The 15,600-nt window shown below is 39.1% G+C and carries 11 protein-coding genes; 7 read left to right on the top strand and 4 right to left on the bottom strand.

The features are described 5' to 3' along the window. Positions 1-1,623 carry a M1 family metallopeptidase gene (locus WG904_RS08355; protein ID WP_339578852.1) on the bottom strand — a complete coding sequence of 541 codons (1,623 nt, stop codon included), beginning with the start codon at positions 1,621-1,623 and terminating at the stop codon, positions 1-3. 59 nt (positions 1,624-1,682) lie between these two features. Between WG904_RS08355 and WG904_RS08360 the strand changes: the two genes are divergently transcribed. Next, positions 1,683-3,560, top strand: coding sequence for a DNA polymerase III subunit gamma/tau (locus WG904_RS08360; protein WP_339578853.1), 1,878 nt, complete (start codon positions 1,683-1,685; stop codon positions 3,558-3,560). A 13-nt stretch (positions 3,561-3,573) separates the two neighbouring features. Here WG904_RS08360 and WG904_RS08365 read toward each other — a convergent pair whose 3' ends face one another. Together WG904_RS08365 and WG904_RS08370 are read right to left on the bottom strand one after the other, a co-directional pair. Further along, on the bottom strand, positions 3,574-3,984 hold the full coding sequence (locus tag WG904_RS08365; RefSeq protein WP_339578854.1) for a hypothetical protein: 411 nt from the start codon (positions 3,982-3,984) through the stop codon (positions 3,574-3,576). Positions 3,985-4,032: 48 nt separating this feature from the next. Continuing rightward, the gene (locus tag WG904_RS08370) at positions 4,033-5,226 is read right to left on the bottom strand and encodes a redoxin family protein (protein ID WP_339578855.1); all 1,194 of its coding nucleotides are present in this window, start codon (positions 5,224-5,226) and stop codon (positions 4,033-4,035) included. A 123-nt stretch (positions 5,227-5,349) separates the two neighbouring features. Between WG904_RS08370 and WG904_RS08375 the strand changes: the two genes are divergently transcribed. Then, positions 5,350-6,852 (top strand): sensor histidine kinase, encoded by a 1,503-nt coding sequence (locus tag WG904_RS08375; protein WP_339578856.1) that lies wholly within the window; start codon positions 5,350-5,352, stop codon positions 6,850-6,852. Next, complete coding sequence (locus WG904_RS08380; RefSeq protein ID WP_339578857.1) at positions 6,849-7,538, top strand: response regulator transcription factor; 690 nt, start codon at positions 6,849-6,851, stop codon at positions 7,536-7,538. Before WG904_RS08375 ends, WG904_RS08380 begins: the two co-directional genes overlap by 4 nt. 40 nt (positions 7,539-7,578) lie before the next feature. On the opposite strand, the gene WG904_RS08385 is transcribed toward WG904_RS08380, so the two are convergent. Continuing rightward, positions 7,579-9,798 carry an NADP-dependent isocitrate dehydrogenase gene (locus WG904_RS08385; protein ID WP_339578858.1) on the bottom strand — a complete coding sequence of 740 codons (2,220 nt, stop codon included), beginning with the start codon at positions 9,796-9,798 and terminating at the stop codon, positions 7,579-7,581. A gap of 142 nt (positions 9,799-9,940) precedes the next feature. Here WG904_RS08385 and WG904_RS08390 point away from each other — a divergent pair, with 142 nt between their 5' ends. From WG904_RS08390 to WG904_RS08405, 4 genes are read left to right on the top strand one after another with little or no spacing between them, the layout of a single operon-like run. Further along, complete coding sequence (locus WG904_RS08390; RefSeq protein ID WP_339578859.1) at positions 9,941-11,254, top strand: PQQ-dependent sugar dehydrogenase; 1,314 nt, start codon at positions 9,941-9,943, stop codon at positions 11,252-11,254. Continuing rightward, positions 11,251-13,290, top strand: a complete 2,040-nt coding sequence (locus WG904_RS08395; RefSeq protein ID WP_339578860.1) for a TonB-dependent receptor — start codon at positions 11,251-11,253, stop codon at positions 13,288-13,290. Before WG904_RS08390 ends, WG904_RS08395 begins: the two co-directional genes overlap by 4 nt. 45 nt (positions 13,291-13,335) lie before the next feature. Next, the gene (gene glpK / locus WG904_RS08400) at positions 13,336-14,829 is read left to right on the top strand and encodes a glycerol kinase GlpK (RefSeq protein WP_339578861.1); all 1,494 of its coding nucleotides are present in this window, start codon (positions 13,336-13,338) and stop codon (positions 14,827-14,829) included. A 24-nt stretch (positions 14,830-14,853) separates the two neighbouring features. Next, on the top strand, positions 14,854-15,582 hold the full coding sequence (locus tag WG904_RS08405; RefSeq protein ID WP_339578862.1) for an MIP/aquaporin family protein: 729 nt from the start codon (positions 14,854-14,856) through the stop codon (positions 15,580-15,582). The last annotated feature ends 18 nt before the right edge of the window (positions 15,583-15,600 follow it).

Genomic DNA, 15,600 nt, shown 5'->3' on the forward strand with positions numbered 1-15,600 from the left:
CTATTGAATAATTACCTTCTTAAAATACCAGCCATTTGGATCAATTACTGGCTGAATTTTGCTTTTAATTTGTAGTTCCTCACCCCTTTTGGTATTTACGAAATCGATTTTCTGTATGCCAATATCTGTAAGTACCTCGAAAGTTAATTTCATCGGCATATTCTGTAGACGAATAAGGTAGGTATCGGGCTTAACCTTGGTCAGTTCGATATCAATGGTCTCTGCTTTGTATAAATAAAAATCAAAAAGTGGTTTAAGATCTCGTTTTGCATAGCGAGAGAAATGCTTCTCTACATCATTACTATTTAAAAAGCGGTTATATGGGTAAACCACATCTGTACTTAATTGCTTAAGCGCTGGAAAAAATAGTGAATCACCAAGAACATATCTGAGCGTATGCATAAAAAATGCCCCTTTGTTATAAACATCTCCATTGTAAACCTCTTTCATGTTAAGTCCGTCTCCTAAAACTATGGGTTTCTTATTGGCGATTCCTCTCCTTTTGCTTAGCATTACCGAATCATATCCTTTTTCGCCTAACCAATCTCTAAAAAACAGCGCGTCTGCATAGGTGGTAATGCCTTCTTGAATCCACATGTGTGCCCAATCTGTATTGGTAATTTTATTTGCGAACCACTCATGTGCAAACTCATGAAATAAGTTTGCCGAAAACTCAAATTTCGGGTATTGCGTAAATTCAAATGGCCCTCCAAATGTAATCATCGTTTGGTGCTCCATCCCTGGGTTGGGCACTTGAGCAAGGCCAATTTTCTCTTTAATCCATGGATATTCTCCAAAATACTTCTCCAGTACTCGAGTATCGCGTTCGCGCATATCTAATAATTTCGTAGCCTTTTCCATATACCCTGGCAGCAAATAAAACTGCATTGGCACCTTCGTACCATTTATAGTGGTATACGCTCTTTCTGCTACCTCGTACTTTCCAATATTAAAAAGGATGCAATAATTACTAATGGTATAATTCGTTTTCCAATGCCAAGTGCTAAGATTATTCTTTTGTGGTTTTACCGACTGCAAAAGTCCTGGCCCTGCAACCGACAAGCCCTTTGGAATAGTAATGTATAAATCTGCTCCTTCGTTGGGCTCATCGCTTGGGTGATCTTTACATGGAAAATATATTTTTGCGCCATTTAACTGACAATTAATTGCCACCCAAGCATTTCCAGCTTTATCTTTAGTCCAGGTAAACCCTCCATCCCAAGGTGGATTAATCGCAATCGGTGGTTTCCCTTCATAATTAATTTTAACGATGTGCCTACCTGTCGAAATTTTTGGCTTTAATACTAACACAGAATCATGTTGATGCTTAAATGTAACGGCAACTTTATCTAACCAAATTGATTTGATTTTGTAAACATCAATTAAGTCGAGCAAAAGGGTATCGGCAGGCTGTATCAAATCAACCGTAATCTCGGCGAAACCACTGATGGCTTGCTGGTCGATAGCTATATTCAAATTTAAAGTATAATGACGGATATCCATATTTGCCTGTAGCGGCTTTAGTTTTCCGCCAGAAAAAATGTCTAGTTTTAGCTGTGCTTTGCTAGCCTGACAACAGAATAAAAGAATAAAAAGAATATTTAGTTTAGCCAAAAATTTCATCTGCGGAGATTTTAGATTTAGAACTAATTTACACTAAAAATTTTCTTATTTTCGTGGCGATGGAAAATTTTATCGTTTCGGCACGTAAATACCGTCCCGCTACATTCGAAACTGTAGTTGGGCAGCAACACATTACGGGTACCTTAAAAAACGCCATCAAAAACAATCAACTTGCTCAGGCCTTCTTATTTTGTGGTCCGCGTGGTGTTGGAAAAACCACTTGCGCACGCATTTTAGCTAAAACAATAAACTGTACTGCCCCAACGGCTGATGTAGAAGCGTGTGGTATATGCGAGTCTTGTGTTTCTTTTCAAACGGGTCACTCCTTTAACTTCCACGAGCTCGATGCCGCATCGAATAATTCGGTAGATGATATACGGAGTTTGATTGAACAAGTTCGCATCCCACCCCAAGCTGGAAAATATAAAATTTATATTATAGATGAGGTTCACATGCTTTCGGCGAATGCTTTTAATGCCTTTCTAAAAACGTTAGAAGAACCACCAAGCTATGCTATCTTTATCTTAGCAACTACCGAGAAGCATAAAATTTTACCAACCATTTTATCCCGTTGTCAGATTTTCGATTTCAATAGAATTCAGGTAGAAGATATTGCCACTCACTTAACTAAAATTGCTCTTCGCGAAAACATTAGTGTGGAGGCCGATGGTTTGCATATTATTGCGCAAAAGGCAGATGGGGGATTGCGTGATGCACTTTCGATGTTCGATCAGATTGTAAGTTACACCAATAAAAATGTAACCTATAAATCGGTAATCGATAACTTAAACATCTTAGATTACGATTATTATTTCAAATTGGTTAATTATTTAACTAGTGGCGATGTTAGTCAATCCCTATTGCTATTTAACGAGATATTGAACAATGGCTTTGATGGAAATAATTTTATCAATGGCTTAGCGAGTCACCTTCGCAATTTATTGGTGGGCAAAGATGGGCAAACCATCCAACTGCTTGAAGTGAGCGATAACATTAAGCAAAAATATTTAGCACAGAGTAAGCAAACTGATCTTGGCTTTATATTAACCGCTTTAAATCTGGCCAATCAATGCGATTTGGTATATAAAAACAGTAAAAACCAGCGTTTACAAGTAGAGTTGTCGCTCATTAAAATGTGTCATATCCATTCGGTTATTCAACTCGCATCAAATCCTGGCACTCCTCAAAAAGCAACTGACACCGATCAGGATAAAAAAAAAACTTTAATTAGTTCGGCGACTGGGAAGACCGAAAGCCGGGAAGAACGAAAGAACGAAAGATTAGAACAAATCGTCCAAACAACGCCCAACGACTCACACCCTACGCTAAGTGATTTAAAAAGTTTCTTGGATAAAGAGGATTTGCACGACTTACCTGATCATTTGAATGTGGCATTGCCAACTGAAATTCCTGAGGAACGCCCAAAACCATCTGTATCTACTAGCAGATCAATTAAAATTCAACCCCTCAGTACAAATGCAGTAGCTTCTTTAATCCCATCGCTTACCGATTTAGAGCGAATTGCAAGTGGGGAGGAAGAAAAAGGCCCTCAATATGTAAGTGGGAATGAAAAGCAAGATTTTAGTGAAGAACAATTTTTTGAGCTTTGGAAGGCATATACGCAAAAAGCAAAAGATCAAGATAAAATCCATCTTTACACCTTAATGAACAACACCCCGCTGCTCAATGGAACAGAAATTACGGTTTTAGTAGAAAACTCTGCCCTAGAAAGCACATTACAGGACGAAAAAATCGAGCTCTTAAACTTTCTGCGCACCGCATTAAAGAACTTCGATTTACAAATTGCCATTAAACGTGCAGAAAACGTAGGAACCAAACGTATTTATACCAATAAAGATAAATATGCCTACATGGTTGATAAAAACCCACAATTAGAAGAAATGCGTAGACGATTTAACTTGGATATTAATCCGTAGAGAAACTTCTCGACTAACTCAAAGAATCATTCTTCGGATACCCCTCTTCATCTAAATCATCCCTAAGATCTTCGTCTGTACGTGCTAATATTTCATCTTCAGCGCTCAACAACACGCTATCGCCATTGCTATCAATATGCATACCCAGTTCATCTAGCTTATCTTTGACCTTCTCCACATCGGTTGCATACTCATCACCAACATAAGGATTAGCCTCATCGTAGGTAGAATCATCATCAATAGACCCTGCGGCAACGGTTTCGTAGGGCATCGGATGGTCGTACTCTTTATCTTCTCCTTTTACATCCAATTCATAGCTTTGTTTCTCTTTATCAAAAGATAAATCGTTAAAATCTTTTGTTTCTCCAAGATCGCTTTTATGCAACTTATCGTTCGATGGCTTATTGTTCGGTGCTGTACTCATGATGATTTGTTTTAGTACTAAGATAACGAACTTAATCGACGTATTGTTTTAATACAATACTAACATCCTCATTTTCCGTTCCTGTTTTTCAATTTTAAGGCCTAATGCTGTAATTGATTTAAAAATCTCCTCCTGTGTTCTCATTTCTACAGTCGTTTTAATATCAAATTTGCCTTTTAAATTAGTTTCATCTACTACGGGAAGCGTGAGTTCATTGCTCAAATAATCGTTAGCAAAATCCCTTATAGTTACCGCGGTACCCTCGTAGCCACGACCGCTAAAACCATAACCTGTTTTCTTATCAGACAACGCCAAGTTAAAACCAGCATTCGTAATCACATATACAGGAATAGTTTTATAAGTTATCCTAGCCTTAACCGGTAACACTGCATTTAGCTTTTGCTGGAAAATAGTATATAAGCTATCCTTTTCTTCGGGGCTTACCAAAATATCGACACAATAACGTTGGCTTTTATCTTGATAATTATTTACCTTTCTCTCGTCCACTTCGTAAATAATTTGGTTAGTAGACACAATATCATAGGCGGTTTTATACAAATTTGTAATACCTACATTTACAAAACTAAGCCTTCTGTTTGCATAGGGGCTTGTACCGCTGTAAATTGTCGACATTCCTTGTTGTCCAACCATATAACTTCGTACCGTGAAATTCGATGCTAAGGTGGTATCCACATTAAACACATCGCTAGTTTTGGCAACTGGCTTTTCCTTTAACTCGGCATCTGACCTAACTTTTTCACCCTTAAATAAACTATCCAATAGTCCTTGAGTAATGGAATGCGTTTTCACCAATGCAACAATTTCCTTGTTTGCATTTAAAATAGCACTGTGACTAACAGACGAAAAATTAAAAAGATTGTATAATAACCATGTGGTGTCGGTTGCTAGCCAAATGGTGGTGGGTTTGGTTTTAAGGTAGTTGCGTAGTTTTACTGGAGGATCGTCTGATAAAGCGACGACTTGAACTTTACCCGCATTTGCCTTTTGCAATTTAGAGAGTGCATCCATTTCGGGTATGCAAGGACTACACCACGTACCCCAAAAATTAAGAATATAGAATTTTTTGTCTTTTTGCTGGCTGATGTCTATATGGGCAGTTGGCGCATTGATCATGTTCGTTATGGGAATAGCAGGAAATTGATCGCCAGGTTTAAGGATTAGGCCTTGACAAAAGCCACCTAGTGGCATCAAGGAAATAAAAAAGATGAATATTGATTTCATGTTTGTGTGATTGATGAGCAAAGTTGAACATTGTCGATAAGAAATACAGTTAACGTTTAGTTATCGAATGTTATACTATGTTAACGGAGCTAAATGAAGTAGCTTTAATTACTAAATTTGAGGATGCAAAAAAACGGTTTCTTACTTACCATTCTCTGCTTAGTTGCCATTGCGGTTCTTTTAGGCTTACAGGGCTACTGGATCAGTAAGTATTATGCGCTCACCAAAAAGAACTTTGCTACTGAAGTAAATCTAGCATTTGAAGATGCCATTAAAAAAGAATTCAGCAATCGCGCCGACTCGATCGAAAAAATACTGACGGAAAGATTATTGGATACCAGTTATTTTTTGCTAACCAGCAAGTTTAATAAAACACAAAATCGGGTAATTTACACGGTTAAAAGTAATAAAAACAAAACCGATAAGTATTCGAGTTCTTTCTCTTTGGCAGATCTTAATATCGAAATTGGGAAAGACAACAGTGTAATCATTAGAAATAAAATTGCAGTATCTTTTGCCAATCTTCTGCGAAATGAAGACCTAGAAAATCATATTGTGTACTACAGAACCCAAGACCTCGGCAACTTCATGTTCGAAATTGTCGGAAAAATGCAGTTTGACACGCTTAATCTGCGTCCTGTTTTAAATAAATATTTAACAGAACGGTCTATTTTTGTTGATTATACTTTTTACACCAAAGAGAAAGACAGCACTACCAACAAGAGCAATTTTAATAGCGCTTTATTGAAAAAATATCCCGTAATTACGCGTGCACTTCCTACATATAGTCGAAAACCTGGCCAAAACTACGTAAGAGTAATGTTTAAAGACCCCTATTCCTATATTTTATCAAACATGTGGTTCATGCTCCTTTCCTCCCTTTTCTTAGTCGTACTCATTGCCTTTTGCCTAAGCTATCTACTTCGAAGTTTAAGAAATGAAAAAAGATTGGCACTCATAAAAAATGATTTTATCAGTAATATTACTCACGAGTTTAAAACGCCAATTGCCACAGCCATGTTAGCTGTCGAAGCCTTAAATGATAAAACCGTACTTGCAAACGAAGAAAAGACCGAGCGCTATTTAAAACATGCCAAGAACGAGCTTACGAGAATAAGCGCCCTAACCGACAAAATTTTAAAACTCTCGGTATACGACAATAATAACTACAGCTTGAAAAAGGAGGAGATCCAGATCAACAGCCTGATCGAAGAAATTATCGAATTACATGCCTTTCAAAAGCCAAACTGTACGCTAACATTCGAGAATAATACAGTCATAACTTCGATAAGGGTTGATAAAGAACAATTTCAACATGCCCTATCCAATATCATAGAAAACGCCATTAAATATGGAAACGATCCTATTGCCATTCAAATTACTTGCCAGCTCGATTCTTCTTACTTCATCATTTCGATAAAAGATAACGGACCCGGTATTGATGCTGCTGAAGTGCCATTTATATTCGAAAAATTTTATCGTGCAAAGCAATCTTCCACTACCACGGTAAAGGGCTATGGGTTAGGATTAAATTATGTAAAACAAATTATGCACCAGCATAACGGTTGGTATAAACTAACGAGCAGTGCAAGTGGAACTGAATTAAAATTAGCTTGGCCAGTATGAAAGGCGTAAAAATACTATTCGTCGAAGACGAACCTGCACTTGCCGAAATTATCAAAGAAAGTTTAGAGGGCAAGGGATTTACTGTATGTCATGCAACAACGGTTGCAACCGGATTAACCGCACATCATAATGAGTTATTCGATATTCTTATTTTAGATGTGATGCTGCCCGATGGCGATGGCTTTTCGATGCTTAAAAAGATACGCACCACAGACAGAACTACGCCAACCATCTTTCTAACCTCGAAATCCTTACCTACCGATGTGGTTAATGGATTTGAAAGCGGAGCAAACGACTACCTCAAAAAACCTTTCAGTATGGATGAGTTGGTGATCAGAATTCGTGCTTTATTAGGAATGGTAAACCTCAAACCTTTCGAAACGCACAAAAAGGGCATTTTTCCTATTGGTGAATTCTCATTTCATTATCCTGAAGGAGTACTTGTTTATAAGGGGACAAAAAAACAACTCACTTTCCGCGAGGCAGAAATACTTAACATGCTGCGCGTACAACAAGAAAAAATAATCTCAAGAAAAGCGCTCTTGCTAACGCACTGGGAAAACGACGATTATTTTTCGGGCAGAAGTTTAGACGTATTTATTACGAAGCTAAGAAAGTACCTAAAAGCAGACCCCTCTATTGCTATCTTAAACTTTAGAGGGCAGGGGTATAAACTGATTTATTGATTTTACACCTCGCAGGTTGGGAACCTGCGAGGTGTAAAATTTACAAACTTGCTAAAATAGTATTCAAGGTTTCGCTTGGACGCATCGCTTTTGAAGCCAATTCATCGTTTGGATGATAATAACCTCCAATATCTTGCGGTTTCCCTTGCGAACCAATTAACTCTTCCACAATCTTGCTTTCGTTTTCAAGTAAACTAGCTGCAAGTGGTGCAAATCTAGCTTTCAAATCGGCATCTTTCGATTGTGCCGCTAACGCTTCAGCCCAATACAAGGCTAAATAAAAGTGGGATCCACGGTTATCTATTGTACCCAACTTTCTACCTGGAGATTTATCTGTGGCTAAAAATTTTGCATTGGCTTCATCTAATGCATCTGCTAAAACCTGCGCCTTTGGATTATTTTGCGTTTGTGCTAAATGCTCTAAAGAAGCTTGTAAGGCTAAAAACTCACCTAATGAATCCCATCGTAAATAGCCCTCCTGGATAAATTGCTCGATATGCTTTGGTGCCGAACCTCCAGCTCCTGTTTCGAACAAGCCACCACCATTCATTAATGGTACAATAGACAACATTTTAGCAGAGGTTCCTAATTCTAGAATGGGGAATAAATCGGTCAAATAATCACGCAAAACGTTACCCGTTACCGAAATGGTATCTAAACCTTGGCGAATACGTGCTAAGGTAAATTTAGTAGCTGCTATAGGGTCAAGGATGCGAATATCCAAACCCTGAGTATCAAAATCTGCAAGGTATTTTTGCACTTTAGCAATAATCTGGCCATCGTGCGCTCTGTTTTCATCTAACCAAAATACCGCAGGTGTGGCCGATAAACGGGCTCTATTAACGGCCAATTTAACCCAATCCTGAATTGGAGCATCTTTGGTTTGACACATTCTAAAAATATCGCCCTTTTCTACTTTTTGATCAAAAAATACCTTTCCCGAAGCATCCGTTACACGAATAGTACCGTTTGCCTTCGCTTGGAAAGTTTTATCATGTGAACCGTATTCTTCAGCCTTTTGCGCCATTAGGCCTACGTTTGGTACCGATCCCATGGTGGTTACGTTAAATGCACCATGCGCTTTACAATCCTCAATTGTTGCGGTATATACCCCCGCATAACAACGATCTGGTATTAACGCCAAAGTATCCTGTGCTTTTCCATCTTTATTCCACATCTGCCCCGAGGTACGGATCATTGCGGGCATCGAAGCATCCACAATTACATCAGAAGGTACGTGGAGATTGGTTATTCCTTTATCAGAATTTACCATGGCCAAAGCCGGTCCATTTTCTATTGCCGCAGCCAATGCAGCTTCAACTTCTGCTTGTTCTGGTGTGCCGGCAATTTTTGCATACACATCGCCCAATCCATTGCTGGTATCAATATTTAATTTTTTAAAAAGTTCGGCATACTTTTTAAATACGTTGGCAAAGTAAACTTCAACAATTGCTCCGAAAATAATAGGGTCCGAAACCTTCATCATCGTTGCTTTTAAGTGGGCTGATAATAGCACACCTGCTTCTTTAGCAACACTAATTTCTTTTGCCACAAAGGCTTTTAAAGCCGATAAACTCATGGCCGAGCAATCAATTATTTCTCCTGCTTTTAGATTAGCTAAACCTTTTAATTCAGTTACCGCCCCACTAGCATCTACAAATTCTATTTTAAATTGCGATGCTTCAGCTACAGTTACTGATTTCTCTGAGCCATAAAAATCGCCTTCGCTCATGCTTGCTACTCGAGTTTTAGAATCTGCAGACCAAGCGCCCATGGTATGTGGATTTACTTTTGCATAGTTTTTAACTGCCTTTGGCGCTCTACGATCAGAATTGCCTTCTCGTAAAACTGGATTTACAGCCGAGCCTAATACTTTTCCATATTTGGCTTTTATCTCTTTTTCTTCATCTGTTTGTGCATTGTCAGGATAATTAGGCAATGCATACCCTTGAGATTGAAGTTCAGTAATGGCATCAACCAATTGAGGTATCGAAGCCGAAACATTTGGAAGTTTAATGATATTTGCTTCTGGAGTGGTGGCAAGTGATCCCAATTCGGCCAATGCATCTCCAATTTTCTGGTCATCCTTTAAATATTCAGGGAAGTTTGCTAAAATTCTTCCTGCCAATGAAATATCTCTAGTTTCTACATCAATCCCAGCCGAGGCAGTAAAAGCCTGCACGATTGGTAGTAAAGAATAGGTAGCCAACATTGGCGCCTCATCGGTTTTAGTGTAGATAATCTTCGAAGTATTTGACATATATGATTAATATTAGTAGTGATAGTTAAAATCGGCTAAAGATAAAATAAACGATTGAATTTATAGACATAGAATGGTAATTATCTACGATTTAGATTGTAAATTTGACTAAACATCATCAGCTAACATTTGTTACCATTATATGAAATATCGATTACTCCGTTCCGCTTTATGCATTTTTATAATACTAGTTGGCTTTATAAATTCTTCGAATAGTCAGACTACCCCAAAAACCACTGTTAAAACGGGATCTGGCAAAATAATAGAATTGCCGGAAGCCGACTTAACTGCAAGTAAAACCAATTTCAGTAAAGTAGTGCCATGGCCTGAAGGTAAAACACCTGTAGCTCCCGAAGGCTTTGTGGTGAGCAAATTTGCAGAGGGAATGAAAAGTCCGAGGAACATTGTAATTGCGCCAAATGGCGATGTAATTGTGGTGCTTTCGAATTCGCAGCGAACGCGGGTAGAGCAGGCGGCCAATGTGCTTTCGGGAAAGGCCCAGAGCGAAGTTCAGGGGAAAAGTGTAAACACGGTAATGTTATTTAGGGATGCTGATAAAGATGGAAAACCAGAGGTAGTTTCCACGTTCTTAACGGGGTTAAATCAGCCTTATGGCGCAGCATTCATAGGAAATTCGTTTTATATTGCCAATACCGATGGCGTTTGGATGTATCCATATCAAACTGGGGATATCGAGATAAAAGGGTCTGGCAAAAAAATACTGGAGTTGCCAGCAGGTGGTTATAATAATCATTGGACCAGGAACTTAATTGTAAATGCTGAAAAAACAAAAATCTATGTTACAGTAGGTTCTGGTAGCAATGTGGCTGAGCGCGGCTTACCGAATGAGGTGAGAAGAGCAAATATTTTAGAGATCAATCCAGATGGTTCTGGAGAAAAAATATATGGAAGTGGATTACGCAATCCTGTTGGGATGGCATGGGCGCCGGGTACAAATGCATTGTGGACAGCCGTTAATGAGCGCGATGGCCTTGGCGATGATTTAGTGCCGGATTATATCACCAGTATTAAGCCTGGGGCATTTTATGGCTGGCCTTTTTCGTATTTCGGACAAAATGAAGACCCCCGTTTAAAGGGTCAAAATCCCGAATTGGTAGCGAAGGCTATTGTTCCTGATATTCCGGTTGGTGCGCATACTGCATCGTTAGGTTTAGCGTTTTACACGGCTAAAAAATTCCCCCCAAAATATCAAGGAGGAGTATTTATCGGTCAACATGGCTCTTGGAATCGCTCTGAATTTGTGGGATATAAGGTAGCTTTTATTCCGTTTAAGCAGGGTAAGCCGACAGGTGCGATGGAAGATTTTTTAACAGGCTTTGTGAAAGACAATAAAGAGGTATATGGCAAACCCGTTGGCGTAGCTGTTGCGGAAGATGGAGCTTTATTAGTAGCTGACGATGTAAGTGGCATTATCTGGAGAGTTGCGGCAAAATGATGTTAAAATCTGTTTTTTCTTTTTTATTAAGTTTGTCGCTCATCAATTGTTTCGCACAGGTTAAAACTGCAGACAGCGTAAAGAAATTGGATGAAATTACAGTTAAAGGTTTTTATAATCAGCAGCCTTTGCTACGTTCGGTTAGTGCGGTTAGCCTAGTTGATTCTTCGCTAATCCGCTATCAAAATACGGCGTCTTTTGTTGGCTTAGCGAACACTGCCGCAGGTGTACGGATGGAAGAGCGTTCGCCAGGAAGCTATCGCTTTTCGCTACGGGGGAGTTTATTGCGTTCACCATTTGGTATTCGGAACGTTAAAATGTATGTAGACGACTTTCCGTTAACCGATGCAGGCGGTAATACTTATCTCAATTTAATCGATGTAAAAAGTGTAAGTGGATTAGAAATCTATAAAGGTCCAGAGGCGAGTACCTTTGGCGCAAATACAGGCGGAGCGATTTTAATTAACAGTACTTCGCTAGATAAAAATAGTATCGAAATAGGCACCTCAGTAGGCTCTTATAGACTCTTTAAACAATATGCAAATGTTGTACACACCTTTAAAAATTATCGTTTTAGTTTAACCCAAGGCTATCAAAAAAGTGATGGGTATAGAGAAAATAGCGCGCTAAAGCGAAACTTTATCCAAACCACACAGGCATGGGATTATAGTTCGAAAGGGCAGCTAAAAGCATTGATTTTCGTGAGCGATTTGTCCTATCAAACACCTGGGGGTTTAACTGCTTCACAATTCGCGTTAAATCCTCGTTTAGCGAGGCCAGCCACCCCTACCTTACCTGGAGCCCTTACCCAGCACGCCGCTATTTATAACAAAACCATTTTCGGAGGGTTATCGAATTCATATATATTTAACTCGAGGTTAAAGCATGTTATCGCCCTATTTGGAAGTTATACCGATTTTAAGAATCCATTCATCACGAATTACGAAAAACGGTATGAAAATACGGCCGGAATGCGGACTTTTTTAGATTATGCTATCCGTGGGGCCAATTTTAACTGGAATGCGCAATTAGGAGCAGAAAGTTCGTCTACAGGAACCGTATTTCATAATTTCAACAATGTTGCGGGCAATGCAACTTCATTACAGGCAAAAGACAATTTAACTGCCGCTCAAACTTTTGCTTTCTTCAGAGTTAATTTGGATATTGATCAGCGCATATTGGTCGAATTAGGAAGTAGCTTAAACTTCTACAAATATAGGTATATGAGCATTTTTCCAACGGCTATTTCACAAAAGCAAAAGAGATTTGCAAACCAACTTATGCCAAAGTTGGCGCTATCTTATCTCATAAAACCTTCATTTTCTATCCGCGGATCGATGAGTAAAGGTTATTCACCCCCTACCTTAGCCGAAGTACGCTCGTCAGACAACCTCATTAATATCAATTTACAACCTGAGTACGGATGGAATTATGAACTTGGATTCCGGTTTAAATCAATGAACAATAGATTCTATTCAAACTTCAATATTTTTTCCTATCACTTAAAAGACGCTATTGTTAGGCGACTAAACATAAACGACACCGAATATTTTGTAAATGCCGGCGGCACAAAACAACAAGGCCTTGAAATTGAAGGCATAGGATGGCTTATGCCACATGTTCTGCAAATACGAAGCAGTTATACCTATAGTAAATTTAGATTTCAAGATCTTTCCAATGCTGGTAATAACTATTCTGGAAATAAATTAACTGGCGTACCTGATCATTCTCTTGTAAGCAGTGCAGAAGTAACGTTTGCGAAAAGTGCTTTCCTTTTTGCACAACATAGTTATACCTCATCTATTCCCTTAAACGATGCAAATAGCATTGAAGCAAAATCTTATCATGTTACTGAATTAAAAGCAGGGTTAAGAAATTTAAGGATAGGAAAAGCTAAGGCAGAATTATTTTCAGGCATAAATAACTTATTTAGTGCAAATTATAGTTTAGGTAACGATTTAAATGCTGCAAATGGCCGCTTTTTTAATGCTGCTGCAAAAATTAACTACTACTTTGGGCTGGGTGTAAAGTTTTAATTTGTAATTACTTTACCTATATTCAAACTTTAAATCTAACCAAATATGTCGCAATATATCCTTTCCCTAGATCAGGGAACTACAAGCTCAAGAGCAATTATTTTTGATAAGAAAGGCGAAGTAATTGCCGTAGCTCAAAAAGAATTTACACAGATTTTTCCACAATCGGGATGGGTAGAGCACGATGCTTTAGAAATATGGTCGTCGCAGGCCAGTGTGGCCGCCGAAGCCACAGTTAAGGCCGGAATTAACGGAAAGAACATCGCTGCAATGGGTATTACCAATCAACGTGAAACCGTTATTGTATGGGATAAAAACACAGGTAAGCCAATTTATAATGCAATTGTGTGGCAAGATAGAAGAACAGCTCCTTTTTGCGAAGAATTAAAACAAGCGGGAAAAGAAGAGATGATCCGAAACAAAACAGGCTTACTCATCGATGCTTATTTTTCGGCTACTAAAATAAAATGGATGCTCGATAATGTTCCCAATGCTCGTGCAGAAGCTGAGGCCGGAAATTTAATCTGCGGTACGGTAGATACTTGGTTAATTTGGAATTTTACTAAGGGCGAATTGCATGTTACGGATGTAACCAATGCGTCGCGCAGCTTGCTTTTTAATATCCATACCATGGCATGGGATGATGAATTATTAGCCTTATTTACCATTCCGAAAAGCATGCTTCCCTCAGTTAAGCAATCTAGCGAAGTGTATGGAGAAACAAAATCTACCCTATTTGCCCACCCCATTCCAATAGCGGGTATAGCCGGCGATCAACAAGCAGCTTTATTCGGCCAAATGTGTACCCAACCGGGTATGGTGAAAAACACCTATGGTACAGGTTGTTTTATGTTAATGAATATTGGTAAAGAGCCTAAACTTTCGAAAAATAATTTATTAACTACCGTTGCTTGGCAGATAAATGGTGAAACAAATTACGCCCTAGAAGGCAGTATTTTTATTGCAGGGGCGGTAGTGCAATGGTTACGAGATGGGCTAGGTATAATTAAAACCGCTGCCGATATTGAAGAGTTGGCCTTAAAAGTTGAAGATACCGGTGGTGTTTATTTTGTTCCCGCATTTGCAGGCTTAGGTGCACCATATTGGGATTCTAATGCAAGAGGCACCATTGTTGGCTTAAGCAGAGGCACTACGGCTAGCCACATTGCACGTGCAGCAATCGAATCGATAGCTTACCAAACAGCCGATGTGCTAAAAGCAATGGAGGCGGATGCCGGCGTAAAGATTAAAGAACTACGAGTAGATGGCGGAGCAACGGCAAACAACATTTTAATGCAGTTTCAAGCAAACCTATTAAATTGTAAGGTAATTAAACCGCGAGTAGTCGAAACCACGGCACTAGGGGCTGCCTATTTAGCGGGCTTAGCTACCGGCTTTTGGAAAGACATTGCCGAAATACAGCAATTATGGGAAAGCGATACTGTATTTGACCCTATAGCAGCAACTAGCGAAACCGAAAAAGGTTTTGTAGAGTGGAAAAGAGCAGTACATGCTACCCAAAGTTGGAGCAAATCTTAAAAACTTAATTAAAATCTTATAAAAATGACACCAATTATTGCAGAATTTATAGGCACAGCCATCCTTATTCTTTTGGGCGGTGGCGTGGTAGCTAATGTTGTATTAAACGAAACCAAAGGAAATAATAGTGGGTGGATCGTGATTACCACGGCCTGGGCACTTGCCGTTTTTATCGGAGTAACCATTGCAGGGCCTTATAGTGGTGCCCATCTTAATCCTGCCGTAAGTATAGGCTTAGCTATTGCTGGGAAATTTGCTTGGGCCGATGTACTGCCTTATTGTGCTGCACAACTAGCAGGTGCGATGCTAGGTTCTACCTTAGTTTGGGTTTTTTATAAAGATCATTTCGATAAAACTACTGACAAAGGTTTACTCGCAGCCCCTTTTGCTACATCGCCAGCCATCCGTAATTTAGCGTCTAATTTAGTGAGTGAGATTATTGGAACATTTGTACTTATTTTTAGTATATTTTATATTACAGGCGCAGAGTTAAGTGAACCTAAAACGCCAATTGGTTTAGGGGCAGTGGGCGCCATTCCAGTTGCTTTTTTAGTTTGGGTAATTGGTTTAGCTCTAGGTGGAACAACGGGTTATGCCATTAATCCAGTAAGGGATTTAGGGCCTCGAATTATGCATGCCATTTTACCAATTAAGAATAAAGGCGGTAGTGATTGGGGTTATGCTTGGGTGCCAATTTTAGGACCGATAATTGGCGCGGCAATGGCAGCTTTGTTATATTTACAGTTGTTGTAGATTCTGTAATCTTTTTCA

It is taken from the genome of Pedobacter anseongensis (genome assembly GCF_037482965.1).
GTDB classification, from domain to species: Bacteria; Bacteroidota; Bacteroidia; order Sphingobacteriales; family Sphingobacteriaceae; genus Pedobacter; species Pedobacter anseongensis.